The organism is Pseudomonas sp. AC242, from assembly GCF_979258655.1.
In genome coordinates this window covers 3,203,093-3,228,304 of record NZ_OZ409873.1, presented here as the reverse complement: position 1 = coordinate 3,228,304, position 25,212 = coordinate 3,203,093, and the positions used below count along the sequence as shown (strand labels likewise).

The following is a 25,212-nucleotide window of genomic DNA, read 5'->3' as shown; positions in this document are numbered from 1 at the left end:
AACATCCGCAACCCTCTTTTCTCCGAACACCTGCAGTCGCGCTCGACGGCTGCTCAATCAGGTAAGCCATGAAACCGATTCGTCTGCGCGCCGATGTCCTGGCCGGACTCACCACCTCGTTTGCCCTGTTGCCCGAATGCATTGCGTTCGCGCTGGTGGCGCACCTCAATCCGCTGATGGGCCTGTATGGCGCCTTCATCATTTGTACACTGACGGCGTTGTTCGGCGGCCGGCCAGGCATGGTCTCCGGCGCGGCGGGTTCGATGGCCGTGGTCATCGTCGCGCTGGTGGTGCAACACGGCGTGCAGTATTTGCTGGCGACGGTGTTGCTCGGCGGTCTGATCATGATGGCGTTCGGGCTGCTGCGCCTGGGCAAACTGGTGCGCATGGTGCCGCACCCGGTGATGCTCGGCTTCGTCAACGGCCTGGCGATCATCATTGCATTGGCGCAACTGGAGCATTTCAAGAGCGATGAGGACTGGCTCAGCGGTACGCCGCTGTACCTGATGACCGGGCTGGTTGCGCTGACCATGGCCATCGTCTACATCCTGCCGCGTCTGACGAAAGCGGTGCCGCCGGCACTGGTGGCGATTCTCGGCGTCGGTCTGCTGGTCTACCTGTTCGGCCTGCCGACCCGCACCCTTGGCGACATGGCACACATCGCCGGCGGCTTGCCGACGTTCGCCTTGCCGGACATCCCGTGGAATCTGGAAACCCTGCGCATCATCGCGCCTTACGCAATCCTGATGGCGCTGGTCGGTCTGCTGGAAACCTTGCTGACCCTCAACCTCACCGACGAAATCACCGAAACCCGTGGCTACCCGGATCGCGAGTGCGTGGCGCTCGGCGCGGCCAACATGGTCAGCGGCGCGTTCGGTGGCATGGGCGGGTGCGCGATGATCGGCCAGACCGTGATCAACCTCAGCTCCGGCGGGCGCGGGCGCTTGTCCGGCGTGGTTGCTGGCGTGCTGATTCTGTTGTTCATTCTGTTCCTGTCGCCGCTGATCGAGCGTATTCCGCTGGCGGCGCTGGTCGGCGTGATGTTCGTGGTGTCGCAGCAGACCTTCGCCTGGGCGTCGTTGCGGGTGGTCAACAAAGTGCCGCTCAATGATGTGCTGGTGATCATCGCCGTGACCACCATCACCGTGTTTACCGATCTGGCCACTGCGGTGCTGTGCGGCATCATTATTGCGGCGCTCAACTTTGCCTGGCAGCAGGCCCGTGAGCTGTATGCCGATGAGCATCTGGAGGCTGACGGCAGCAAGCTCTATCGTCTGCACGGCACGCTGTTTTTCGCCTCGACCACGCCGTTCCTCAATCAGTTCGATCCGGCCAATGATCCGGCTCGGGTGACGCTGGATTGTCGGCATTTGAGTTTTGTCGATTACTCGGCGATTGCGGCGTTGAAGACTTTGCGCGAGCGATATGCCAAGGCGGGTAAGCATTTGCAGGTGTTTCATTTGTCTGAGCGCTGCAAAAAATTACTCAAGCGTGCCGGTGTCGACCACGACTGAAGGCGCTGGCGCTGACGCCTTCAGCCAGGTCTTGCTGAGAATCCGCGAGACCTGATCGGCCGAGTAGGGCTTGGCGAGAAACTCGAAACCCTCGTGACCGTAGCGCGCCAGTTCTTCGCTGTAGCCGGAGGTCAGTATCACGGGCAGATCCGGGCGGCGACGGCGCAATTCCCTGGCGAGCGCGACTCCCGTGATACCGGGCATGACGACATCGGAAAACACTGCGTCGAAAGCCCTTGCGTCTTCGCCTGCCAACTTCAAGGCTTCTTCGGCGTTGGTGGCCCATGTCGTGTCATAGCCCAGATCCTGCAGGATCTGATTGGCGAAGCGGCCAACGTCCAGATTGTCCTCGACCACCAGCACCCGGCGCTTTTCATGCGGCGCCTGCAGTTCGCCTTCGTCCGACGTCTCGCTGGCCTGCGGCGCAACCGCCGGTACCTGGGGCAGGTACAGCGTAAACTGCGTTCCGTGACCGACCAGGCTGGACACATCGACATTACCGCCCGATTGCTTGGCAAAGCCGAACACTTGCGATAACCCGAGCCCTGTGCCTTTGCCGACATCTTTAGTGGTGAAGAACGGTTCGAAAATATGCTCAAGAGTATGCGCATCGATACCGCCGCCGGTGTCCGACAGTGCGATGGACACAAACGGGCCGCTGGCGCCGGCATGGCCGCGAATCGCTGGCAGTGGTTTGTCGCACTCAAGGCGCAATTTCAGCAGGCCTTGGCCATTCATCGCGTCACGGGCGTTGAGCGCGATATTGATCACTGCGGTTTCGAACTGACTCAGATCGACGCGGATGTAGCAGGGTTGGTCCGGCCGTTCGACGCTGACATGAATTTGCGCGCCCGTGACAGACTCGAGCATTTCACCGATGTTCGCCAACCGTTCGCCCGCATCGACCACTTGCGGGTTGAGCGGCTGACGCCGGGCAAAAGCAAGTAATTGGCTGGTCAGCTTGGAGGCGCGCTCGACGGTGTCGGAAACCGCGCGCATATAGCGCTGACGACGCTCCTGCGGCAGGTTGGGCTGGCGCAGGAAATCCACTGACGAGCGAATGATAGTCAGCAGATTGTTGAAATCATGGGCCACACCGCCGGTCAACTGGCCGATGGCTTCAAGCTTTTGTGACTGGCGCAGCGCCGACTCCGTTTCGGCCAGACGCAAGCTGCGTTCCTCGACCCGTTGTTCCAGCGTGGCATTCAGTTCCGCCAGCGCCAGCAGGCCTTCACGCACGTTGGCATCGGCGCGGACCCGTTCGATGTGCGCCCAGCAACGCTCGGTGACTTCGCTCAGCAGTGACTGTTCGAAGCGCGACCAGGCTCGCGGCACATTGTCGTGCACCGCCATCAGTGCGGTCAGTCGTCCTTGCTTGATCAACGGCACGCAAATGGTTGCAGTGATGCCGATGGCCTGGAAGGTTGCCGATTCTTCAGGGGCGAGTTCGCTGCGGTTGTCATGGATGATCAGCGGTTCGCCGGCACGTAGCAAGGTCACGGCTTTCTCACCGAAGTCGCGCAGTCGATAGTGGCCGACGATGCTTGGCGAGCCGGGCGCCGCCCAATCGCCGCGAATGGTGAAACCGTCCTCATCGGCGTCCATGTCGGCGTAGGCACAGTTTGACAGCTGCAGATGTTCGACCATCAGACGCGTGGTGATGGCGAGAATGGCTTGGGCATCGGTCGCGTTGGCAACGGCGTTGCCGAGCGCCTCAAGCACGGCCAGACGCTGGTTGAGAAAAACCGTCTGGGTGGTTTCCGTAACGGTATCGAGCATGCCGACCACGTTGCCGAGCGAATCGCGGATCGGGCTGTAGCAGAAGGTAAAAAACGCCTGCTCCGGTCCGCTGCCTCGCTCGATGGTCAGCGCAAAGTTTTCGATGTAAGTGGCTTGCCCGGCGTACGCCGCATCGGCAATCGGGCTGATCTCGCTCCAGGCTTCTTCCCAGATCTTGCTGAAAGGTCTTCCCAGAGCGTTCGGTTTAGCGCCGAGAATCGGCAGGAAGGCGTCGTTGAACAAGGTGATCAGTTCTGGCCCCCAAACGATGGCTTGAGGAAAGTGCGAGGCAAGACTGAGCGAGACCGTGGTCTTGAGCACATCGGGCCAGTTTTGCAACGGACCCAGCGGGGTGCTTGCCCAATCATGGCGTCGAATCTGCTCGGCCATCTCACCGTTGTCTTGCAACCAGTCTGTCATGGGAATCGTGTCTTTCCGGGCATCTGCGTGTGAAGAAAGACCTTTGCGCGCGGTGTTTGGTTTCAGCACGCCCGCTCGCAGTGAAACTGTTTTTTCAGGTCTGCGCACATCATTGCACGATGCGTGAGACAAAACGATTTGTGACAAGGGCGCCGGCTCCCGCCGGAGACGAGACGCCCCACAAAATATTGAGGGGCTGCTGCGCATTCCGGCGGGAGCAAGCGCCCTCGCCACAGTGTTTGTCAGGTTTTGATCAGGCATCGATGGCCGGGAAATCGATATCCGTCAGCGCCGCATTGTTCAGGTAGTTGGTCAGGCTCTGCACGGCCACCAGCGCAATCACTTCAATGATCTTCACGTCGTCGATACCGGCAGCGCGGGCGGCGGCGATCTGTTCGTCACTCAAATGGCCGCGGCTTTCGGTCAACTGACGGGCGAGGGCGGCGTAGGCGTTGAGTTCGCCTTGGCGGGCGGCGACGATATCCTGTGCCGAGAGCCCGGCCTTGCCGGCAAACAAGGTGTGCGCGGCCAGGCAGTAATCGCAACCGTTGACCTGCGAGGTGGCGAGGTAAACGGCTTCTTTTTCCTGGGCGCTCAGCGAAGTCTTGCCGAGGATTGCCGAGGCTTGCACGTAGGTTTCGAGGGCCACTGGCGCTTTGGCCAGGGTGGTGAAGACGTTTGGCAGGAAACCGATTTTCTTTTTCACGCCTTCCAGCACTGGGCGGCTGGCGTCGGCGGCGGTTTCGAGGCTGATAGCGTGGATGCGGCTCATGGTGATTCTCCGAAAGTCCGGTGCGAAGTGCGCCGGGGATGGAGGTCATGTTATGGAACCGGGCTGGTGGATTGGCGGCAAATCGTCGAGGATATGCGGCAGATCGTCCAGACTTACCCTTGGAGTCGTCCATGGATCGCCTTTCCACGTTGCTCAGCCATTTCGGCGTGTCTGCCGGGACCTTTCACAGCGGCACGTTTTGCGGCCTCAGCGTTCACGACGGCGAGCCATGCGGCCATGTGCATTTGTTGCAGGCAGGCGAGTTGCTGCTCAAGCCGGGCAGCGAGCGTGAAACTCGTCTCTGTGAACCGTCGCTGATCTTCTTCCCCCGGCCCTTTGCCCATCGCATGTTCGCCGACGAGGCGATGGACACCCGAGTGGTCTGCGCCACGCTGACGTTTGACGGCGGCTTCGGCAATGCACTGGCGGCGGCACTGCCGGATTATTTGGTGCTGAAGCTGACGGACATCCCGGAATTGGGCAGCACCGTGGAATGGCTGTTCAAGGAAGCCTTCGAAGGGCATTGCGGGCGGGTGGCGGTGATGGATCGCCTGTTCGAACTGCTGGTGATTCTGCTGTTGCGGCACTTGATCAGCAGCCGCGAGCAACAACCGGGGATGATCGCCGGGCTAGCTGATCCGCGTCTTTCGCGCGCCTTGAACCTGATGCACGAGCAACCGCAAAAACCGTGGAGCGTGGCGGATCTGGCCGCTGTCGCCAACCTGTCCCGCGCCGGGTTTGCCGAGCAGTTTCGCCGGGTCGTCGGGCAGACACCGGCCGATTATCTGCTGAGCTGGCGCGTCAGTCTGGCGCAGAAACGCTTGCGCGAAGGCAAGCCGATTGCGCTGATTGCCGAGGAGGTCGGTTACGAAAGTCCTTCGGCGCTGGCCCGGGCGTTTCGGCGCAAGACCGGGCTCAGCCCGCGCGAGTGGAAGGCGGGCGCCTGAGGATCATTTGGCGAATTTCTTCGCCCCGGCCACGCACAGAATCACGCCCAGCGTCACCGCGAGCATGCCGATGCTGACGTGTTCATGCAGCAGCGTCGCCGCCAACGCCAAGCCGAAAAACGGTTGGAGCAATTGCAACTGACCGACCGCGGCAATCCCGCCCTGGGCCAGGCCGCGATACCAGAACACAAAACCGATCAGCATGCTGAACAGCGACACGTAGCCCAGGCAAAGCCACGCCGACAGACTGATCGTGCTGAACGAGGCGGGCGCCAAGCACAGACTCAACACCGCCATGAGCGGTAGCGACAGCACCAGCGCCCAGCAAATCACCTGCCAGCCGCCGAGGGTGCGCGACAACTTCGCGCCTTCGGCATAACCGAGGCCGCAGGCCAGAATGGCCGCGAGCATCAGCAGGTCACCGGTGGGCGAGGCCGTCAGACCTTGTGCCAGGGCGAACCCGACGACCAAAGCGCTGCCGAGAATCGAGAACATCCAGAACACCGGTCGCGGCCGCTCACCGCCGCGCAGCACGGCGAAAATTGCCGTGGCCAGTGGCAGCACGCCGACAAACACAATCGAATGTGCTGACGTCACGTGTTGCAGCGCCAGGGCGGTCAGCAGCGGGAAGCCGAGCACCACGCCCATCGCGACTATCAACAGCGACAGCCACTGATTGCGCGCCGGGCGCTGCTCGCGAAACAACCACAACAGCGCCACCGCCAACACCCCGGCGATGGCGGCGCGGACCACGGTGAGAAACACCGGATCGAACTCCAGCACCGCCAAACGTGTGGCCGGCAGTGAGCCGCTGAAGATCACCACGCCGATAAAACCGTTGATCCAGCCGCTGGTTTTTTCCAGTGCCGGGGTCGTCAGATTCGAGGTCCGTTCCATCACCGTTCACGCTCAGAAGTGGGTTGCGTTGCGGTCATGCTAGAGCTGAGAATCAGCACAATCAAAAAATTGTCATGGATACATCCGGCATGCCACGTTCACGCTACAAGACACTGGTTGACGCCTTTGCCGCAGACATTCGCTCGGGCCAATTGCCGCCGGGTACGCGGTTGCCGACTCATCGGCAATTAGCGGCTCAAGAAGGGTTAGCGCTGGTCACGGCCTCGCGGGTGTACGCGGAGCTGGAGGCGATGGGCCTGGTCAGCGGCGAGACCGGGCGCGGCACGTTTGTCCGCGAAACCTCGTTGTCGCCGGGGCAGGGCATCGATCAGAAACAGGTGGCGGTCGGCATGATCGACCTTAACTTCAACTACCCGTCGCTGCCCGGTCAGGCCGATTTGTTGCGCAGCGCGTTGCGCCAACTGGCGTTGTCGGGTGATCTGGAGGCGTTGCTGCGCTACCAGCCGCACGCCGGTCGTGCGCACGAGCGCGCGTCGGTCGCTCGGCATCTGCTGACGCGCGGGGTGAACGTCGAGGCCGAGCAAGTGCTGATCGTCAATGGCGCCCAGCAAGGCCTGGCGGTGACGCTGATGGCGCTGCTCAAACCCGGTGATGTGATTGCCGCCGATGCGCTGACCTATTCCGGGTTCAAGGTGCTGGCCGAAGCGCTGCACCTGGAGGTCGTGGCGATTGCATTCAACGAGCATGGGCCGGATCTCGCCGCGCTGGACAAACTCTGTCGCAGCCGCTCGGTGCGCGCCGTGTACAGCATGCCGACGTTGCACAATCCGCTGGGCTGGGTGATGCCTCCGGCGCAGCGCGAGCAGTTGGTGGCGATTGCCCGTCAGCATGATCTGACGATCATTGAGGACGCAGCCTACGCATTTCTGGTGGACAACCCACCGCGTACGTTGATCGATCTGGCGCCGGAGCGCACGGTGTACGTCTCGGGCCTGTCGAAAAACATCGCCACAGGTCTGCGCGTCGGTTTCATCGCTGCACCGACAGAGACCGTGCCGGCGCTGGAACGCATCATTCGCGCCACGACCTGGAATACGCCGGGCATCATGACTGCCATCGCCTGTGGCTGGCTCGACGACGGTACAGTGACGCTGCTGGAGGAACAGAAGCGCAACGACGCCAAGGCGCGGCAGGCGCTGGCGGCCGAAGTGTTGAAAGGACTGCCGAGCCTTGGCCATCCGGCGTCGTATTTCTTGTGGCTACCGTTGCCGGAGGATGTGCGCGCCGATCAGATTGTCGTCGAGCTGATGCACGAACAGATTTCCGTCACCACCGCCGAGCCGTTTTCGGTGTCGGGCCATGCGCCGCATGCGATTCGTCTGGCATTAGGCTCGGTGGACATGGACGTGTTGCGTCACGCATTGATTAGAATCAGAAAGGTCGTTGGCGCTTACCGGTAAAAACAAAATGCTACCCTTGCGCCGCCCGATGCAGACCGACCCGGAACCCTCGATGAAAAACACCGCAGCACTGTCACTCGCCCTGATGCTCGGCACCAGCCTGTTCAGTACGCTCTCCCACGCCTCGGGCGACCCCGAGGCCGGCGCGAAAATCTTCCCGCGTTTGTGTGGCGGCTGCCATCAGGTCGGCGAATCGGCCCGTCCCGGATTCGGCCCGCAGCTCAATGGCATCATTGGTCGGCCTGCCGGGACGTCAGAGAATTACGTGTATTCCGATGCGATGAAGAACTCGGGGGTGACTTGGGATCGTGAGACGCTTATCGCTTATCTGAAGGATCCGAAAGGTGTGGTGCCGGGTACGCGGATGATTTTCTGGGGGCTGAGCGACGAAGAGAAACTCGACAATCTGCTGGCATACCTCCAGACCTTCACGCAATAACGGCAGGAGCTGGCGCAGGCTGCGATTGATTGTTCCCATGCTCTGCGTGGGAATGCAGCCCACAGGGGTCATAACCGTCACGGCCACGCCTTGTTCGCGATTCAAGTTGGTGTGTTCGGGCGATATGCCGGGCACCCAAGTCCCTGATTGAAAAATGACATGCAAAAGCTATTCGGTGTTTTTGCCGCCTTTAAGGAACCCACCATGAAATCTTTGCTATTGGCAGCGCCGCTGTTGTTTGCCACCGGACTGGCCCACGCTGGCATCCCCCTGCTCAACGCTACGTGCCCGGGCAAGATCGAAGTGCACGCCGATGAGGGTGGCCCGATTTATATCAATGGCAAGGAAGGCCAGTTGAAGAAATTCAACGACAACTACTTCGAAGCCAAAGGCGCGGGCGTGACCATTTCCCTGAGTATCAATCCCGATGGTTCGCCTGCTGTGTCCTACACCGGGAAGAACAAGGCCAACGGGATTTGCGAAGTGAAGAAGGCCTGATCACGCCACTTGGTTACGGCCCGCTGCTTTGGCTTGATAGAGCTGCTGATCAGCGCGTTTGATCAGAGCACTGTGGCTGTTGTCGGCCGGATCCGCCAGGCCGACGCCGATGCTCACCGTCACATTCCCGACCACAGGAAAGTCGGCCTCGGCAACCGCCGCGCGAATTTTCTCGGCGACAACTTCCGGGGTGTCGGGTTTGGCGATTTCCGGCAACAGCACAGCGAACTCTTCGCCGCCGTAACGGGCGACGAAGTCGGTGGTGCGCAAGCTGCTCTGAATCAGTTGCGCCAACTGCTGTAGTACCTCATCCCCCACCGCGTGACCGTGCGTGTCATTGATTCGTTTGAAGTGGTCGGCATCGATCAGCAGCAGGGAAAACGGGCGTCCAGTGCGGCGGAACAGCAGTGTGTACTCGGTGAGCTTCTCATCGAAACGGCGACGGTTGTATACGCCGGTCAAGGCATCGTGGGTCGCCAGATTCAGCAGTTCGGCGTTGGCCAGTGTCAGGGCTGCGGTGCGTTGTGCCACGGTGGCTTCCAGCGAGGCATTGGCCTCTTGCAGTTCGCGCTCTTTACCGAGCAGCGATTGCGTCATTGCATCAATGGATTGCCCGAGCTGGGCAATTTCCAGCACCGGGTGCTGCAGTGGGAATTGCGCGCCGGGCTGTTGGTTTTGCACCTGCCGTGCCGAGCGCGCGAGTTGTTCGATCGGGCGGCTCAGGTACAGCGCCAGATAGTAGGCCACCAGCCCGAACAACACCGCTGCGACGACACCCAGTATCAGCAATTTGTACATCAGCAGGCGCGCCGGTTGCAGCGCGGTTTCCAATGGCTGGCGCACGGCAATCGCCCACGACAGCGCCGTACTCGATGGCGTCGGGACGGTGACCATGCTGGTGAGGAAGCCGTTACCCGCGGTCCAGCCCTGCAACTTCGAATCAGTCGCCGCCAGTTGCTGGCCCATCAGTGCTTCGGGATAGAGAATCTTGCCATCGTGATCGATGATCAACGCTTCGATATCCGGCATTGAGTTTTTATGCGAAAACGCCGCCGACTCAACAATGCGCGTGACCCAGCTCCAGTGTGCATGGGCGCCCAGGACACCAATCACCTGACCATCGGCGTTATGGATCGGCGCGGCGAAATCGATGAAACGCAGCGGTTCACCGTTCGGCAGCCCCGGCAGCAATTTCGCCAGCAACACCGCTTCGTGAGGGTCGCCGGTGTACTCACTGCGTAAACCGGCCTGGAACCACGGCCGTTGTTGCACTGATTGACCGACCAGCAACTCGTTGACGGCCTGATGCACCTTGCCCTCGGCATCGGTGACGCCCATCCACGCATACTCGGCGCGCGCCTGAGTGCGCAGTTGCATTGATTTCAGAATCGCCGGGTTGTCCAGATCGCCACGCTCAAGATGCGGCGCGCGGCTGAGCAGATAAACCTCCAACTGGCGTTCGCGCAGTTGTTCACCCAGCAACGATGCGGCCGAGCGCGCGGTGTTGAGCAAGGCATTGCCGCTGGCCTGCTTCATTTGTTCAGTGGCGATGTGACCGACATAGAAGCCAACGCTGAGCAGTGTCAGCAGAGATAAACCGGCAAACCAAAGGGTGAGGTGGCTACGCAGACTGGCTTTGAGCATGGGCAGGCGAGGTCTGTTTTGGAGTTGTGCCCGCATGGTATGCGCAATGGGCGGTGGGTGGCCAGTCGGGGAATGGATGGCGGCGGACGTGAAAAAGCCCGGCTGATCAGGCCGGGCTTTTATTGCGATTGTGATGAAGCCGCAGCGTTAAGCGACGCGGCGTTCGATCAGACGATCGGAACCACCTTCGGCAACACGGCGTTCGAGCAGGCGATCGGAACCACCTTCGGCAACGCGGCGTTCGATCAGACGATCGGAACCACCTTCGGCAACACGGCGTTCAAGCAGACGATCAGCGCCACCTTCGGCAACGCGACGTTCGAGCAGACGATCGGAACCGCCCTCGGCAACACGACTTTCAATCAGCTTGTCCGAGCCGCCTTCAGCGACCTGGGTGTGTGCCGCAGTGGCGGCAAAAGCGTTAATGGCGAAAACCGAGAAAGCGATGCCGAGAAGGGTTTGGCGTTTCATGATCGTGTGCTCCAAGGGGTAGTTGTTTGTCTGGAGCCGATGTTACGCCGTGGATTATTTATGAGAACTTCATTGACGTGATGGTGACTATCGACGCCAGCAATGTATGCCCGAACCCCCGTTTCATGGGGCTGTTGATCGCACACACAGCTCACCGGTCGCCCGCGTCAGGGCCAGTTCATGCAACGCATCGTGGGCCAGGCCACTGCGCGCCTTGGCCAGCCACGCCGGGCAATTGGCGTCATGGCGATACGGCGTGAAGGCGGCGTATTGCTGCAGCAGGCGGGTTTGCAGTTCATCCAGGCGCGGGCGGATCTGCTTGCCCAGGTCGGGGCGCGGGGTGTCCGGCGCGCTACCGGTCGCTTGCCACTGTGCGAGCAAACCGTACTGCACCAGTTTGTTCGCCTCCATTTGCGCAGCGATCAGTTGCGCCACGTCCTCCGGGTCGAGTTGGCGCTCGGCGGCCAGCGTGCGAGCATTGGCGATGACCTGCGCCTCACGCGGGCTGTCCTGAATCGGCTTGCCGCTGTCCCATTTGGTCAGCGCGACGAGGTCGCCGATGTTCAGGCGTTCGTTGAGTGTTTCCAGCAACGGCTTCAACGTTTCGGCGGGCGCGGCGGCGTGAGCGCTGGTGGCGAGCAGGGCGAGGAGGCTGGCGGTCAACAGATTGGCAACGTGCGGCATGAACAGAGTCTCAATGAGAGCAATGGAAGTGGGCAGTTGTTTACCACAGTGCTGAACCGACACCTATAGATCCGTGCTCATTACACAGGTGCGGGCACCGGTAATAAACACCGATTTGAAATGTTAATTGCACCCCGCGAGCAACTCACCGAAGCTATCCTCAATCAGCCCTCCCGCCGTCGAGATGGACCTCTATTCAATGCAAGCCGTCGCCCAACGCCCACTCTGGCACACCTACCTGTTGTTCCTCGCGCCGATGGTGCTGTCCAATTTTCTGCAATCGATGTCGGGCACGGTCAACAGCATCTACATCGGCCAGATGCTCGGCACCCAGGCGTTGGCAGCGGTGTCGGGGATGTTTCCCATCGTGTTCTTCTTTATCGCACTGGTGATCGGCCTCGGCGCGGGCGCCGGGGTGTTGATCGGTCAGGCATGGGGCGCGCGTGAGCCGCACATGGTCAAGGCGATTGCCGGGGCGACGCTGTTGCTCGGGGTGTTGATCGGTCTGGTGGCTGCGGTGCTGGGCAGCGTGTTCGCGCGACAGGCGCTGACCGGGCTGGGCACGCCGGCAGATGTGCTCGACGATGCGGTGGCGTATGCCCATGTGATGATGTGGATCTTGCCGTCGCTGCTGGTGTTTGTGTTGTTCACGCAGCTGTTGCGCGGGGTAAGCGATACGCTGTCGCCATTGCTGGCGCTGATGGTCTCGACCTGCGTCGGGCTGGCCCTGACACCGGCGCTGATTCGCGGCTGGTTCGGCTTGCCACAACTGGGCATTCAGAGCGCGGCGTACGCGGGGCTGGCCGGTAACCTGGCGGCGATGGCATGGCTGGCGTGGCGCCTGATTCGCAAGGGCCATCCACTGGCGCCGGACCGCGAGTTCTTTGCTGCGTTGCGCCTCGACGGGGTGATTCTCGGCAAGGTGTTGCGCATCGGCCTGCCGACCGGCGTGCAGATGATTGTACTGTCGCTGTCGGAGTTGGTGATTCTGGCGCTGGTCAACCAGCACGGCTCGCAAGCGACGGCGGCGTATGGCGCGGTGACGCAGATCGTCAACTATGTGCAGTTCCCGGCGTTGTCGATTGCAATCACCGCGTCGATCCTCGGTGCACAGGCCATCGGCGCCGGGCGGCTGGAGCGCATGGGGCCGATCCTGCGCACCGGGCTGTTGATCAACGTATGCCTGACCGGCGGCCTGATCGTGCTCGGTTACCTGTTGTCACACTGGTTGCTGGGACTGTTCCTGACCGAGGACTCGACCCGGGCGATGGCTGAGCATCTGCTGCACATCATGTTGTGGAGCCTGTTGGTGTTTGGCTTCCAGGCCATCATTGGCGGGATCATGCGCGCCAGCGGCACGGTGTTGGTGCCGGTGATCATTGCGATCATTTGCGTGGTCGGTGTGCAGCTGCCAGCGGCGTACTGGCTGGACGGGCAATATGGTTTGCAAGGCGTGTGGATGGCGTTTCCGGTGGCGTATCTGGGCATGCTGGTGTTGCAGACCCTGTATTACAAACTGGTCTGGCAACATCAGAAGATCGAGCGTTTGGTGTAGGCGCTGGCGTAACAGTCGGATGTTTGCTTAAGTCAATCGAGGCCCTCGACGGCAAGCCCCGCCTGGAGAATCCGATGTCGATCCGATTGCTGCTGGCTGCCGCGAGTTCGCTGTGCGTCGTCTCTGTCGCACAGGCTGTCGAGTACACCCGCGTCAACACCACCGCCAGTCAGATCAGCTTCACCTACAACCAGATGGGCTCGCGGGTGTACGGCACCTTCGGCAAGTTCGAGGCAACGCTGGACTTTGACACCGACAACCTCGCCGACGCCCACACCTCGTTGCATATCGATCTCACCAGCATTGATGCCGGCAGCGAAGACGCCAACACCGAGCTGGTGAAACCGGCATGGTTCGACACTGAAAAATTCCCCGTGGCGGTGTTCGAATCCAAGCGTTTTACCCAAGATACAAAAATCAAAAATCTTTACTTGATCTACGGCCAGCTCACCCTCAAAGGCATCACCCGTGAGGTTCAGGTACCGGTGGAATTGAAACCGGACAGCGCCATCGGCGTTTTCGACGGTGAGCTGGTGCTCAACCGCGATGAGTTCGGCCTCGGCGCGGGGGAGTGGGCGGACACCGTGGTGTCCAAGGACATCGCCATCAAATTCAAAGTGGTGGCGCCACAGCAGTGACGCTCGCCGTTGCAATCAATAGGCCCGCCAGTGCCCCGGCACCCAGCGCCATTGGTTGCCGCCCCAGCGATAGTGCCCGGCAACCCAGTGATAACCCGGTGCCGGCATCACCGGAACCACTTCGACCAGCGGCGGAGGCCGATGCGGACGGGCCGGCTCGACGACGCAACCGGACAACGTAACGGCCACCAGCGTGGCGGCCAGCAGTGCTTTAACGGTTTTCGACATGGTGGTGTTCTCGCAAGAAGTGATGGCCAGGCTGTCGCGCATTCATCGCACCCAATGCCCCTCGACCCAGAACCAGTTTGGCCCGCGTGCCTGTCAGTGCCCGGGTTTCCAGCGCGCGCCGTACCTCACCGGTTGCCAGTGGCCGGGTATCCACACATAACCGCGTCCTTGCCAGCGCCAATGACCTTGATCCCAGACATAACCAGGACGCGCGCCGGGCATCACTTCCATACGCATCGGCGGCGGGGCTTGCTGGACGATCACCTCCGGTTGCGCAAACACCGGGGCGCTGCTCAGCGCCGCCAGCGTCAGCGGCACCAGCAGCAGGGTTTTTCGCCATTTGGACAGGGAACGCAAAACGCTCATGACAACTCCTCAAGGCCTGCGTCGAAAAGTGAACGCAGCTGCAGAATTGGATGCCTGATTTGCGAAAGATCCCCTATGCGGCGGATGAATTTTTTTTCAGGGAGGGCGATGCGAGAACGTCAGGATGGCGCCGCAGCAAGACGCCCGGCGCGCGTGATGGTTTTTGCCTGTGAGTCTGGACTCAATAGAACCGGTCTTGCTCTTTCATTGCCTGAATCTGCCAGAACGTTCTGCCCGAGATCAGCAGAAACAGCAACGCGAGCAACACACCACCAGTCATGATGCAGAAGCTCGTTCGGTAGCTCTGCAACTGGCTGGCGATGCAGCTTTTATCGGGCATCCACGGCGACACCAGCAGGGTGATCGGACCATCGACTTCGTACTGGGTATGCTCAACGTAGCGTTCGTCGGCGTGTTGCCCTTCATGGGTCTGGCCTTGAGCATCGGTGTATTGATAGTGAATGACCTTGCCATTGGCGTTCATTGGAATCTGCTCCAATGCCGTGACGCTGCCGCGGTTTTCCACACCGTTGAAACTCAGCGCCCCATAAAGCATGCCCGACTTGTGAGCCATTGCAGCGAGCAGCAGAACTACGCAGCAAGCAACGGTCAGCATGACGATACGGTTATAGAGGTGATCCTTGGCAGCTTCGCGCGGGTAGTACATGGCCGATCCCTGGTGGTGACTTTTGTAGGAGACCGTTACATCGGCGCTCGGAACAGGAACTTTAGACGTCGAGCGGGCCGGTCACGGTATGATGTCGCGGCTCGTCGACCGCAGCGCCGGTCGGCAACGCTTTTCACCGTCGGAGTTCCTCATGCCACGCATCACCCACTACAAAACCCCATGCCCCGAAGGCGTCAACAGCCAGATCCTGCAAATGGTCGTCGATTACCTGACCGACATCAGCGCGGTCGGTCTCGGCCCGAGCAACCTGCTGTACAACGTCTATCAGTACGCGGTCGGCTATGAGGTGCATCTGTATCTGGAAGCGTTGAATGGCGAGAAGGGCACCGACGTCGAGTTGCTGGTCGCCACCGACGAGGATGATCCAGAGCAAGTGATCGGTTTTCTGTTGTACCTGCCGGTGCAGGGCGATTGGGAAGCCTGCAGCGTGGCTTATATGGCCGTGCGCGAAGGGCATCGGCGTCAGGGCGTGGCGCGGGCGCTGATCGGCGAAATGCTCGGGCGTTATCCCCACGCGGAACTGGCCTGCACCGTGGGTAAAGTCCCGTACTTCGAAGCCTTGGGTTTTGAAGTGATCGGTTCACGGGAAACGCAGGTATTGATGAGCACCCGGCATTACCGCAGCAACGGCCTGCGCGGATTTATCGACACCACGCCGATTTACCGGTCGCTGGAAGTCCAGCAGATCCACACCTATCTACTGCAGAAAAACGGCAAGCGGGCGATGCTCGATGCTGAGAAACAGCGCGATCGACACCTCGATCAGACCACCCGCCACACCGAAGAATTTGTCCGGCAACGCCTGACCGTACACTGACCTCACATCGCTGAAAAAGCCCTTGCTGTGAATGGCGCAGCAAGGGCTTTTTTGTGCGCGTCATTCAGCCGAGTTTGACGTTCATGGTGATCCGCGCCGTGAACACGTGCTTGCCCTCGGTGTCGCGAATATCCACGGTGACGATCTTGTCGCCCTCGCTTTGCCAATCCACACCTTCACCACTGGCCACTGCCGTCACATCGGTTTTCGCCTTGGCCAGGTACTCCACGGTCATGCCTTTGGGGATCCAGCGTGCGCCGGCCGGGATCGATACATCGGTCATCATCCCGGCGGCGAGTTCTGCGGCGTTGCACATGGCAATCGCATGCACGGTGCCGAGGTGATTGGTGATCTCACGACGGAACGGCACTTGCACCGTCGCCGCATTGGCGCGCAACTCGGTCACCAGCGGGTTGATGGTGCTGAAGTACGGCGCGACCTGGCAGGCCATCTGGCTGAAGGCTTGCGGACCTGCGCTGTTGAACATGCTGAGAAACTGACTCATGGAAACGCCTCGCGAAAAGTGAATTTGCAGAATGATGTTCCGTTGCAGAATAATATTCTGTAACGGAACGGTATTCGGTCTGCGGGAAATCTGTCAACCTGTGCGTGTTTTTTTCATGGGCACGACGTGTGCCTTTCAATCCGATTTTCAGGCAGTCAGCCGCATGGACACCGCAGATCTACTGGAACGCAGTTACCCCGGCCGTCGCGCCGAACTCAAGCGCGATATCTTTCGCAAGGCGCTGAGCCTGTTCAATGAACAGGGGATCGAGGCCACCACCATCGACATGATTCGCGCCGAGTGCGACACCAGCGTCGGGGCGATCTATCACCATTTCGGTAACAAGGAGGGCTTGGTCGCCGCATTGTTTTTCACCGCGCTGGAGGATCAGGCGCGCCTGCGCGATGCCTATCTGGAGGCTGCGAAAACCACCGAGGAAGGTGTGCAGGCGCTGGTGTTCAGCTACGTCGATTGGGTCGAACGTCAACCGCAGTGGGCGCGCTTCCAGTACCACGCACGATTTGCCGTGACCAAAGGGCCGTTCAAAGACGAACTGACCGAGCGCAACAAGACCCGCAATCTGCGTCTGCGCGACTGGCTGGCCGAATCGGGACGCGCTGCCGAACTCAAGGCGCTGCCCGCCGAACTGTTGCCGTCGTTGATCATCGGCCAGGCCGACAGTTACTGCCGCGCCTGGTTGGCCGGACGAGTGAAGGGCAGCCCGGCGGACTATCGCGAGTTGCTGGCACAAGCGGCCTGGCGCTCGATTTGCGCCGACGCACCGCCGGACTGCTGATTTACGCAGACAAAAAAAGAGCCTCAAAGCTCTTTGATGGGGAGGAAGTGGAGCCCGTGAGGCTCAAGGTGCGCATGAAGCAAGGCACGGGCTTGATTGGGGTTCAGAGCACCCGTGCCTACGCAGTGCTCGAAGAGCGGAGCTACTGCGTGATTCCATCGTAGGAGTGTGCAAGTGGCGGCTCAAGTACCGCCAGTCGCCCGGGCGGCGGCGCGTTCGACCATGGCCAGGAGGGTCGCAAACAGTTCGTCGCTGGCCTCTTGCGCGCTGATTTCACCGTTGGCCGCCGCGTGCGACAGCGCTTCGGCGGCGCCGAGCATCGCCCGCAATGCGGCCTGGGTGATCTGCCCGCCGCTCGCGTGCGGCGCCAGATCGCGGCGGCATTTTTCAAGGAAGATCGCCTCGTACTCGCGCTTTATCTTCTCCAGTTCCGGGGTGCTCGCCAGCGCAGCGATGATCCCTGGTATCTCGTTGCCCTGCAGCATCACGCAATCAACGTACGCTGTGGCAATCACCGAAGCGATGCCGGTCAGTGTCGGCTCGCTTTGGGCGACGGCGGCGTCCATCAGCAACGTTTGTCGTGCATCGAAATCCCGATAGAGCGCTGCGAGCAATCCGGAGCGCGTGACGAAATGATCGTACACCACCGGTTTAGTCACCCCGGCCATTTCGGCGAGATAGCCGAGGGTCAGGGCGTCGGTGCCTTCGGCGCGGATGATTTGCCAGCCGACATCGAGCAATTGGCGCAGGCGATCTTCACGGGACAGGCGACGCCGCGGAGCCGGGGGGACGGGTTGGCTGATTTCAGTGGTTGACATCGTTTATATACCAAACGTAACTTACTGTTCGTAACTTACCAAGAGTATATAAGCCTTGGTGAGCAATCACCAACCGGAGAATTGTCATGCACGCCTTGATCGTCGTCGCGCATCACGACCCACGCTCGCTGACCCACAGCGCCGCCGCGCAAATTGCCGAAAGCCTTGTTCAGGCTAACCCGGCCAACACTTTTGAAATCGCCGATCTCTTTGCCGAAGGCTTCGAACCACGTTTCGGCGCGGCCGATTTCGCCGTACATCACCGTGAGTCCGCGCCGCCCGCCGATGTCCTGGCCGAGCAGGCACGCATCGACCGCGCCGATACCTTGGTGCTGGTGTACCCGGTGTACTGGTGGTCGATGCCGGCATTGCTCAAAGGCTGGATTGATCGGGTGTTCAGCAATGGCTGGGCTTTTGATTTCAGTGGTGACCTCAAGCATGTGAAGCTGCTGCAGCGCCTGCGTGTGCACCTGGTCGGCGTCGCCGGCGCGGATGCGCGCACCTATGAACGCCATGGCTATGGCGCGGCGATGAAAGCGCAGATTGAACACGGGATTTTCGATTACTGCGGGGCGACAGTGCTGAGTTCAACGTTGCTGCCGGAATCGGAGTTGCGCGATCCACGGGAGCAGTTGGCGGTTGCAAGGGAACTCGGCAGCCAAATGCTCACATAACCCCTGTAGGAGCTGCCGAAGGCTGCGATCTTTTGATCTTGTCTTTTAAAAGCAAAATCAAAAGATCGCAGCCTTCGGCAACTCCTACAGTGTTTTTACGGTGTCAGCGGGCGCCGGGCCAGCCTGATTTTTCGAGGGCAGCGAGCAGGGTTTCGGCATCCAGTCCCGGCACCGAATGGCCGTTACCCTCGGTGCTGTCGCTGGTCAGCAACGCATTGATGATCGCTTCTTCAACCGCTTCGGTGGCGGCCAGGAACAGCTCGCTGATGTGGTCATTGTTGACCATGCGCAAACCATCGCAGGTCGGCGCGCCTTTGCCTTCGTAGGCCGCGGGCGGTACGTGAGCGTTGCCGGTGGCGAAGGCGACGAAGATGTCGCCGCTGTGATCCTCGTTACCGCCGCCGGTGCGCGCCAGGCCCAGGCTCGCGCGTTGCGCCAGACGTGTGCACTGGTGCGGCAACAGCGGCGCATCGGTGGCCAGGCAGACGACGATCGAACCCATGCCCGGATGCGGTAATGAGGCGCGCAAGAACGGCGAATCTTTCTGCTCCATGTAACGTCCGACCGGGTAGCCGTCGACCCGCAACTCACTGCGAATACCGTGGTTGGCCTGTACGATTGCGCCGACAGTCCAGCCGCCCTGGGCAGCGTTCAAGCGCCGCGACGAAGTGCCAATGCCACCCTTGAATTCATGGCAGATCATGCCGCTACCGCCGCCGACGGCGCCCTCCGTGACGGGACCATCCACGGCGGCGAAGAGCGCTTCGGCGACGTGTTCAGGCTGGACGTGAAAACCGTTGATGTCATTGAGCAAGCCGTCAAAGGTTTCCAGCACCACCGGCATGTTCCAGTAGAGGCGACCGTCGTCCGGTTGTTGCTGGCGATCCAGTGCAATCAATGCATCGCGCACCACACCGAGGCTGTGGGTGTTGGTGAACGCAATCGGGCTGGTCAGCAGACCCGCCTCGCGAATCCACTCAAGTCCGGTGGCGTCACCATTGCCGTTGAGCACATGCACGCCGGCAAAACACGGTTGCTGATTGGTCGAACCCGGACGCGGTTCGATCAGCGTGACGCCGGTGCAGATGTCGCGTCCGGCACTGCTGCGTCCGCGCACGTTGCTGTGGCCGACGCGCACGCCGGGGACATCGGTGATGGCGTTGAGCGGGCCGGGAGGTAGTTGGCCAATGCGGATGTTGAGGTCACGGGCACGAGGTTTCATTGATTTCTGTCTCTCTAAAAAATGTCTGGTGAATCACAAAACCTGTAGGAGTGAGCCTGCTCGCGATAGCGATTTGTCCGGCAAAACAGTGTTATCAGGCAGACCGCTATCGCGAGCAGGCTCGCTCCCACAGGGTTTTGTGAAATGTTCAAAAGGTCTTACTGGCCGTTCTTGACCTTGCTCCACACCCGCGTGCGCACTCGTTCGCTGGCTTTCGGCAGGGGTTCAAGGGTGTACAGCGTGGCCATCGCCGTGGCGGAGGGATACACCGCCGGATTGTCCCGAGTCGCGGCGGCCACCAGCGCTGTCGCCGCGCGATTGCCATTGGGGTACGACAGATGATCACTGACCGGCGCGATCACTTCGGGGCGCAGCAGATAGTCGATAAAGGCCAGACCCTGAGGACGATTCGGCGCGTCCTTGAGCAGCACCAGCGTGTCGAACCACACTGGAGCGCCTTCCTTGGGCAGGCTGTAGGCGATCTTCACGCCGTTGTTGGCTTGCTCGGCATTGGTCTTGGCTTCCAGCATCGCGCCCGACCAACCGACCGCCACACAAATGTTGCCGTTGGACAGGTCGCTGATGAATTTCGACGAGTTGAAGTAGGCAATGTGCGGGCGCAGTTTCAGCAGCAACGCTTCGGCTTTTTTATAGTCTTCAGGATCGGTGCTGTTCGGTGGCAGACCGAGATAGTGCAGGGCGACCGGCAGCATTTCCGACGGTGAATCGAGCATCGCCACGCCGCATTGGCCGAGTTTGGTGAGGTTGTCTTCGTTGAACACCAGATCCCACGAATCCACCGGCGCTTTGTCGCCGAGCGCCGCGCGCACTTTGTCGACGTTGTAGCCGATGCCGTTGGTGCCCCACAGGTACGGCACGGCGTATTGATTGCCAGGATCGTTGTTGGCCAGTTTCGCCAGCAAGTCGCTGTCGAGATTCTTCCAGCCCGGCAGTTGCTCGCGCGGCAGCGGGGCGAGGGCGCCGGCCTTGATCAGCGTCGGCAGGCTGAAGTTGCTCGCCACCACCACGTCGTAGCCGCTGCGGCTGGTCATCAGTTTGCCTTCAAGGACTTCGGCACTGTCGAAGGTGTCGTAGACCGGCTGGATACCGCTGTCGCGCTGGAAATCGTGCAGGGTGTTCGGGCCGATGTAGTCGTACCAGTTGTAGACATGCACGCTTGGTGCGTCGGCGGCCATGGCAATTGAGCTGGCGCTGAGACCGGCCAGCAGGCCCAGTTTTATGCTGAGGTTGATACAGCCACGGTGACGACGCATGATGCGGCACTCCTGGCCTGTGCAGGCCGGTGATGAACAGGAGTGCTCAGCCTATCGGGCCGGTCACGCCTGACCCATTCCCATCATGGGTTACTCAAAAGGGGTAGTGCGTGGACGCGTTGTTGCAGGAACTGCCGGTGCATCAAAGCCTGGCGCGGGTATTTGCTGGTGTTGGCCAAGAGGTTTTTTGGCGCGCGCTGGTCGATACGTTGCGGCTGCTGGTGCCACTGGACAACGCGCTGGTGGCGCTGATGAAAGCCGGGCAGGCGCCGCAGTTGCTGATCGACTTCGACAGCCAGGGCCGCGCCGACGAGCAGGAAGAACTGGCCAGTTACAGCGCCGGCATGTACCTGCTCGATCCGTTTTACCAGGTCGCATCGACCGGCATTGCCGACGGCTTGCACAGCCTCGCCTCGGTGGCGCCGGACCAGTTTCTGCACAGCGAGTACTACCAGAGCTATTTTCGTTCAGTGGTGGGCGAGGACGAGTTGCAGTTCATGATCAATGTCGAGGGCGGCGTGCTCGGTTTGTCCTTGGGCCGTTCGACGCCGTTCGGCATGGCCGAGCAGGGTCGACTGCTGTGCGTGCGCGATTGGGTGTTGGCGGCGATGCGTCGGCATGTGCAGTTGCTGCTGCCTCAGGGCGCGCTGGCGGAAACGCCGGTCGGTGATCTGGCAACGTTGCTTGATCGTTTCGATGCGCGGCTGACGGTGCGCGAGGTCGATACGGCGCGGCTGATCTTGCAGGGCTTCTCCAGCAAAGCGATGGCCCAGCAGATGGGCATCTCGCCGGAGACGGTGAAGGTGCATCGCCGCAATCTGTATCACAAGCTCAATGTCACCGGGCATGGTGAGTTGTTTGCGCTGGTGTTGCGCCCGCCAACTCCCTGATTCACCGCAAAACCTGTGGGAGCTGGCTTGCCAGCGATGGCGGTATGTCGGGCGATGAAGATGTCGACTGCGCCGTCCTCATCGCTGGCAAGCCAGCTCCCACAGGGGGCCGTGGTGTTTGCGCGATGGCGGGGTGTCAGGGGGTACGCTGGAAGACCAAAGCCTTGAGTCCGCTTTCAGGATCAATGTCCGGAAACTCCGGCGGATTCTGCAGCCGCTCTACAAAACGCAGACTCGGCGCTTCCTGCGTCACGCCATCAATCAGAAAGTCCGAACCGAACGCCGGGTCATTCATGCACGCCAGTACCGTGCCCTGCGCGGTGAGCAATTCCGGCAAACGGCGCAGCACGCGCTGGTAATCCTTGGTCAGCAGGAAACTGCCTTTCTGGAACGACGGCGGATCGATGATCACCAGGTCATAAGGGCCGCTGTTGATCACCTTGCCCCAGGACTTGAACAGGTCGTGGCCGAGGAAACTGACTTTGCTCAGGTCATGGCCGTTCAAGCGATGGTTGTCGCGGCCACGGCTCAGCGCGGCGCGGGACATGTCCAGGTTGACCACATGGCTCGCGCCACCCTCGATGGCGGCCACGGAAAAACCGCAGGTGTAGGCAAACAGGTTGAGCACGCGTTTGCCGCTGGCCTGTTCGCGCACCCAGTTGCGCCCGTAACGCATGTCGAGAAACAGCCCGGTGTTTTGCTTGCGGCCCAGGTCGACGCGGTATTGCAAGCCGCCCTCGACGATGCTCATTTCGTCGATCTCATCACCCAGCAGCCATTCGGCAGTGCTCTGCGGCAAGTAGCGATGCTGGATCAACAGCGTGTGTGCGCCAGACTGTTTCCATTCGGCGGACCCCGTGAGTTCCAGCAGCAACGCCTTGAGATTGTCCAGTTGCTCAGGTGCCGGCTCCTTGAACAGCGACACCAGCACCACGCCTTGCAGCCAGTCCACGGTCAACTGCTCCAGCCCGGCCCAGCAGCGTCCGCGCCCGTGGAACAGGCGACGGGTTTCGCTCGGTGCTGCAGCGAGGGCCGGCAGCAGATGGGCGTGGAGAATGGCGAGGGCTTCAGGGTTCATCAGTCAGGATCGGCAAGCAAAAGGGCCGGCATTTTAACCACAAATACGCCGTCGCGAACGATTGCCTGCGACGGGCAAAAATGGCCTTTCGCAAAAGACCTGTATCAAAAATGAATTTCTGCAGAGCCCGCTGCTCATACCAGTTAAGCAGCGGATTCAAGCCGCTAAATCGTTAATGCAATTCAGGGAGTGCAGTTCCATGTGCCCAACACCGACGGCGAGCGCGCACCTTCCTGACGGATTGATTCTGGTGGTTGAGGACGATCCGTTGATTCTGGAGTTTCTCTGCGAAATTCTTCAGGAGGAAGGTTTCAAGGTCGAGCCGCAGACCAGTGCCGACGCCGCATCACTTTACCTTGAGCAAAACGCCCCGAACGTGGCGTTGCTGCTGACTGACATCACCATGCCCGGCACCCTTAATGGCGCGGATCTGGCCAACCTGGTCGGCGACCGCTGGCCGGACAAACCGGTGATGGTCATGTCCGGTTATGAAACGCCCGAGACCTCCGGGGTCAAGTATCCGGTGGCGTTCATCAAAAAGCCGTGGGCCATTGGGCAGTTGCTCGACTGCGTCGACAGCGCCTTCAAATCCAAGGCACCGCGCCTGCACTGACACGCTGGGTGAATCGGCCGGGCAAGTGCTACATTGCCCGCCCGGTCTTTTGCCAGAGGATGTGAACCTTTGTCTGCTCACGATGCTGTATTCGATCGCGCGTTCGGCGCGTTTCTGTTCGACATGGACGGCACTGTCCTCAACTCCATTGCCGCCGCCGAGCGGATCTGGTCAGCCTGGGCCGTGCGCCATGGCGTCGATGTGGAGACCTTTTTGCCGACCATTCATGGCGTGCGCGCCATCGATACCATCACCCGTCTGAACCTGCCGGGGGTGGATGCTGATGCCCAAGCGGCGTTCATTACCGAGGCGGAAATCGGAGACGTTGAAGGCATTGTCGAGATTCCCGGCGCGGCGAAGTTTCTCAACAGCCTGCCCAAAGATCGCTGGGCGATGGTGACCTCGGCGCCACGGGATCTGGCGTTGCGGCGCATGGCGGCGGCGGGGATTCCAGAGCCTGCGGTGATGATCACCGCTGAAGATGTGAAGGCGGGTAAGCCCGACCCGGCCGGCTATTTACTGGCGGCCAAACGACTGGGCCTGGAGCCGCATGATTGCCTGATCTTTGAAGACGCCACCGTCGGTATTCAGGCTGCCGAAGCGGCCGGTGCACCGCTGATGATCATCACCACGACGCATCAGCATCCGCTGGAAACGGCCCATGCGACGTTGGCCAGTTATGCTGCGGTGCAGGTCAAGGTCGACAACGACGGCAAACTTCACCTGCAAAAAAACTGACACAACACAGTCCCTTGTAGGAGTGAGCCTGCTCGCGATAGCGGTGTGTCAGACACACAGATTTGACTGACACACCGCTATCGCGAGCAGGCTCACTCCTACAGGGGGACTGTGTTCGCAAATCAATAAACGCCGGGCAGCAACCGCCAGCTGCGCGCACAGTAAGCGTCGTACTCCGCCCCAAACTGCGCACGCAGCAGCGCCTCCTCCGAATGAATCCGGGCAATCAGCGGAATCAACGTCAGCGCCGCCAGCATCAAGCCGACCACCGAGCGAAATGCCAGCGCCCAGCCCACGGCATTGATCACCAACCCCAGATAACTCGGATTGCGCAGCCGTTGGTAAATGCCATCGGTGACCAACCGGTGCCCCGGCTGTATCGCCACCAATCCACTAAACCGCCGCCCCAGCACAAACACCGGCCACAATCGCAGCGCGCCGCCGATGATGAACAGCAAAGTGCCGAGCCAGCGCACGCCTTCGCCGCCCACCGTCCAGAAGTTCACCCGGTCGCAGTAGGCCGGCAAGAAACCACTGACCAGTCCGATCACCCCAAACGCCGGAATCACCCAGCGATTGGCGCGATCTTCACGCTCACCGGAGCTGAGGTTGACCTCGCTGAACAGTGAGGCGATCACCATGGCCACCGTCGCCAGTGCGACGATCACCAGCGAGCCATGGGAAAAGAACATCGCCACACCGCCAATGCCCCACACGGCCAGACCCAGATAAGCGAGGGTGGCGAGTACCGCGACGACGGTCATTTGTGCGGACATTTTCATGGTCAACTCACGGCTGGGGCGTATCCGTTGAGTGTAGATCCACC

28 protein-coding genes are annotated in these 25,212 nt (G+C 60.8%); 13 read left to right on the top strand and 15 right to left on the bottom strand.

Annotated elements, in window-relative coordinates:
* The first annotated feature begins 68 nt into the window (after window positions 1-68).
* The gene (locus tag ACZZ0A_RS14450) at window positions 69-1,514 is read left to right on the top strand and encodes a SulP family inorganic anion transporter (RefSeq protein WP_463543370.1); all 1,446 of its coding nucleotides are present in this window, start codon (window positions 69-71) and stop codon (window positions 1,512-1,514) included.
* Here ACZZ0A_RS14450 and ACZZ0A_RS14445 read toward each other — a convergent pair.
* Window positions 1,482-3,713, bottom strand: a complete 2,232-nt coding sequence (locus ACZZ0A_RS14445) for a GAF domain-containing protein (RefSeq protein ID WP_463543369.1) — start codon at window positions 3,711-3,713, stop codon at window positions 1,482-1,484. The two genes, ACZZ0A_RS14450 and ACZZ0A_RS14445, sit on opposite strands and share 33 nt — an antisense overlap.
* A gap of 253 nt (window positions 3,714-3,966) precedes the next feature.
* The gene (locus ACZZ0A_RS14440) at window positions 3,967-4,485 is read right to left on the bottom strand and encodes a carboxymuconolactone decarboxylase family protein (protein ID WP_007908124.1); all 519 of its coding nucleotides are present in this window, start codon (window positions 4,483-4,485) and stop codon (window positions 3,967-3,969) included.
* A gap of 131 nt (window positions 4,486-4,616) precedes the next feature.
* On the opposite strand from ACZZ0A_RS14440, the gene ACZZ0A_RS14435 reads away from it, so the two are divergent.
* Window positions 4,617-5,432: a cupin domain-containing protein gene (locus tag ACZZ0A_RS14435; RefSeq protein WP_463543368.1), complete on the top strand. Its 816-nt coding sequence runs from the start codon at window positions 4,617-4,619 to the stop codon at window positions 5,430-5,432.
* A gap of 3 nt (window positions 5,433-5,435) precedes the next feature.
* Here the strand turns inward: ACZZ0A_RS14435 and ACZZ0A_RS14430 are convergent, their stop codons facing one another.
* Complete coding sequence (locus ACZZ0A_RS14430) at window positions 5,436-6,329, bottom strand: DMT family transporter (RefSeq protein WP_463543367.1); 894 nt, start codon at window positions 6,327-6,329, stop codon at window positions 5,436-5,438.
* A gap of 89 nt (window positions 6,330-6,418) precedes the next feature.
* On the opposite strand from ACZZ0A_RS14430, the gene ACZZ0A_RS14425 reads away from it, so the two are divergent.
* The 3 genes from ACZZ0A_RS14425 (at window position 6,419) to ACZZ0A_RS14415 (ending at window position 8,687) form a co-directional block, all read left to right on the top strand.
* Entirely contained in the window at window positions 6,419-7,750 is a 1,332-nt protein-coding gene (locus tag ACZZ0A_RS14425; protein WP_463543366.1) for an aminotransferase-like domain-containing protein, read from the top strand.
* A 52-nt stretch (window positions 7,751-7,802) separates the two neighbouring features.
* Window positions 7,803-8,189 (top strand): c-type cytochrome, encoded by a 387-nt coding sequence (locus ACZZ0A_RS14420; RefSeq protein WP_463543365.1) that lies wholly within the window; start codon window positions 7,803-7,805, stop codon window positions 8,187-8,189.
* A gap of 204 nt (window positions 8,190-8,393) precedes the next feature.
* Window positions 8,394-8,687 (top strand): hypothetical protein, encoded by a 294-nt coding sequence (locus ACZZ0A_RS14415; protein WP_007908133.1) that lies wholly within the window; start codon window positions 8,394-8,396, stop codon window positions 8,685-8,687.
* Here the strand turns inward: ACZZ0A_RS14415 and ACZZ0A_RS14410 are convergent, their stop codons facing one another.
* The 3 genes from ACZZ0A_RS14410 to ACZZ0A_RS14400 all read right to left on the bottom strand — a co-directional run bounded on the left by ACZZ0A_RS14410 (window position 8,688) and on the right by ACZZ0A_RS14400 (window position 11,486).
* Window positions 8,688-10,331, bottom strand: a complete 1,644-nt coding sequence (locus ACZZ0A_RS14410) for a sensor domain-containing diguanylate cyclase (RefSeq protein ID WP_463543364.1) — start codon at window positions 10,329-10,331, stop codon at window positions 8,688-8,690. It lies immediately after the preceding gene.
* Between the two features lie 147 nt (window positions 10,332-10,478).
* A complete protein-coding gene (locus ACZZ0A_RS14405; RefSeq protein ID WP_463543363.1) occupies window positions 10,479-10,802 on the bottom strand; it encodes a hypothetical protein in 324 nt (107 codons plus the stop codon).
* Between the two features lie 123 nt (window positions 10,803-10,925).
* Window positions 10,926-11,486, bottom strand: a complete 561-nt coding sequence (locus ACZZ0A_RS14400) for a chorismate mutase (RefSeq protein ID WP_123376640.1) — start codon at window positions 11,484-11,486, stop codon at window positions 10,926-10,928.
* A 199-nt stretch (window positions 11,487-11,685) separates the two neighbouring features.
* Between ACZZ0A_RS14400 and ACZZ0A_RS14395 the strand changes: the two genes are divergently transcribed.
* Window positions 11,686-13,041 (top strand): MATE family efflux transporter, encoded by a 1,356-nt coding sequence (locus ACZZ0A_RS14395; protein WP_007908144.1) that lies wholly within the window; start codon window positions 11,686-11,688, stop codon window positions 13,039-13,041.
* A gap of 74 nt (window positions 13,042-13,115) precedes the next feature.
* On the top strand, window positions 13,116-13,679 hold the full coding sequence (locus ACZZ0A_RS14390; protein ID WP_463543362.1) for a YceI family protein: 564 nt from the start codon (window positions 13,116-13,118) through the stop codon (window positions 13,677-13,679).
* Window positions 13,680-13,694: 15 nt separating this feature from the next.
* On the opposite strand, the gene ACZZ0A_RS14385 is transcribed toward ACZZ0A_RS14390, so the two are convergent.
* From ACZZ0A_RS14385 to ACZZ0A_RS14375, 3 genes are all read right to left on the bottom strand, one after another.
* Window positions 13,695-13,907, bottom strand: coding sequence for a YXWGXW repeat-containing protein (locus ACZZ0A_RS14385; RefSeq protein WP_007908149.1), 213 nt, complete (start codon window positions 13,905-13,907; stop codon window positions 13,695-13,697).
* A gap of 93 nt (window positions 13,908-14,000) precedes the next feature.
* On the bottom strand, window positions 14,001-14,273 hold the full coding sequence (locus ACZZ0A_RS14380) for a YXWGXW repeat-containing protein (RefSeq protein WP_463543361.1): 273 nt from the start codon (window positions 14,271-14,273) through the stop codon (window positions 14,001-14,003).
* 181 nt (window positions 14,274-14,454) lie between these two features.
* Window positions 14,455-14,940, bottom strand: a complete 486-nt coding sequence (locus ACZZ0A_RS14375) for a DUF3592 domain-containing protein (protein WP_007908152.1) — start codon at window positions 14,938-14,940, stop codon at window positions 14,455-14,457.
* Window positions 14,941-15,091: 151 nt separating this feature from the next.
* Here ACZZ0A_RS14375 and ACZZ0A_RS14370 point away from each other — a divergent pair, with 151 nt between their 5' ends.
* Window positions 15,092-15,778 (top strand): GNAT family N-acetyltransferase, encoded by a 687-nt coding sequence (locus ACZZ0A_RS14370; RefSeq protein ID WP_007908154.1) that lies wholly within the window; start codon window positions 15,092-15,094, stop codon window positions 15,776-15,778.
* Window positions 15,779-15,842: 64 nt separating this feature from the next.
* On the opposite strand, the gene ACZZ0A_RS14365 is transcribed toward ACZZ0A_RS14370, so the two are convergent.
* Window positions 15,843-16,283 carry a hotdog fold domain-containing protein gene (locus ACZZ0A_RS14365; RefSeq protein WP_034156174.1) on the bottom strand — a complete coding sequence of 147 codons (441 nt, stop codon included), beginning with the start codon at window positions 16,281-16,283 and terminating at the stop codon, window positions 15,843-15,845.
* Window positions 16,284-16,446: 163 nt separating this feature from the next.
* Here ACZZ0A_RS14365 and ACZZ0A_RS14360 point away from each other — a divergent pair, with 163 nt between their 5' ends.
* Entirely contained in the window at window positions 16,447-17,079 is a 633-nt protein-coding gene (locus ACZZ0A_RS14360) for a TetR/AcrR family transcriptional regulator (protein ID WP_007908165.1), read from the top strand.
* 182 nt (window positions 17,080-17,261) lie between these two features.
* On the opposite strand, the gene ACZZ0A_RS14355 is transcribed toward ACZZ0A_RS14360, so the two are convergent.
* Window positions 17,262-17,897 carry a TetR/AcrR family transcriptional regulator gene (locus ACZZ0A_RS14355; protein WP_463543360.1) on the bottom strand — a complete coding sequence of 212 codons (636 nt, stop codon included), beginning with the start codon at window positions 17,895-17,897 and terminating at the stop codon, window positions 17,262-17,264.
* Window positions 17,898-17,983: 86 nt separating this feature from the next.
* Between ACZZ0A_RS14355 and ACZZ0A_RS14350 the strand changes: the two genes are divergently transcribed.
* Window positions 17,984-18,571, top strand: a complete 588-nt coding sequence (locus tag ACZZ0A_RS14350) for an NAD(P)H-dependent oxidoreductase (RefSeq protein WP_463543359.1) — start codon at window positions 17,984-17,986, stop codon at window positions 18,569-18,571.
* 103 nt (window positions 18,572-18,674) lie between these two features.
* Here ACZZ0A_RS14350 and ACZZ0A_RS14345 read toward each other — a convergent pair whose 3' ends face one another.
* Together ACZZ0A_RS14345 and ACZZ0A_RS14340 are read right to left on the bottom strand one after the other, a co-directional pair.
* Window positions 18,675-19,793, bottom strand: a complete 1,119-nt coding sequence (locus tag ACZZ0A_RS14345) for a DmpA family aminopeptidase (protein ID WP_463543358.1) — start codon at window positions 19,791-19,793, stop codon at window positions 18,675-18,677.
* Window positions 19,794-19,951: 158 nt separating this feature from the next.
* A complete protein-coding gene (locus ACZZ0A_RS14340) occupies window positions 19,952-21,067 on the bottom strand; it encodes an extracellular solute-binding protein (protein WP_463543357.1) in 1,116 nt (371 codons plus the stop codon).
* Window positions 21,068-21,177: 110 nt separating this feature from the next.
* On the opposite strand from ACZZ0A_RS14340, the gene ACZZ0A_RS14335 reads away from it, so the two are divergent.
* A complete protein-coding gene (locus tag ACZZ0A_RS14335) occupies window positions 21,178-21,957 on the top strand; it encodes a helix-turn-helix transcriptional regulator (RefSeq protein ID WP_463543356.1) in 780 nt (259 codons plus the stop codon).
* Between the two features lie 136 nt (window positions 21,958-22,093).
* On the opposite strand, the gene ACZZ0A_RS14330 is transcribed toward ACZZ0A_RS14335, so the two are convergent.
* On the bottom strand, window positions 22,094-23,035 hold the full coding sequence (locus tag ACZZ0A_RS14330) for a class I SAM-dependent methyltransferase (RefSeq protein ID WP_463543355.1): 942 nt from the start codon (window positions 23,033-23,035) through the stop codon (window positions 22,094-22,096).
* Window positions 23,036-23,234: 199 nt separating this feature from the next.
* Between ACZZ0A_RS14330 and ACZZ0A_RS14325 the strand changes: the two genes are divergently transcribed.
* Window positions 23,235-23,648 (top strand): response regulator, encoded by a 414-nt coding sequence (locus ACZZ0A_RS14325; RefSeq protein ID WP_007914984.1) that lies wholly within the window; start codon window positions 23,235-23,237, stop codon window positions 23,646-23,648.
* A 69-nt stretch (window positions 23,649-23,717) separates the two neighbouring features.
* On the top strand, window positions 23,718-24,386 hold the full coding sequence (locus ACZZ0A_RS14320; protein WP_007914986.1) for an HAD family hydrolase: 669 nt from the start codon (window positions 23,718-23,720) through the stop codon (window positions 24,384-24,386).
* A gap of 122 nt (window positions 24,387-24,508) precedes the next feature.
* On the opposite strand, the gene ACZZ0A_RS14315 is transcribed toward ACZZ0A_RS14320, so the two are convergent.
* The gene (locus ACZZ0A_RS14315; protein ID WP_123376647.1) at window positions 24,509-25,168 is read right to left on the bottom strand and encodes a methyltransferase family protein; all 660 of its coding nucleotides are present in this window, start codon (window positions 25,166-25,168) and stop codon (window positions 24,509-24,511) included.
* Between the last annotated feature and the right edge of the window lie 44 nt (window positions 25,169-25,212).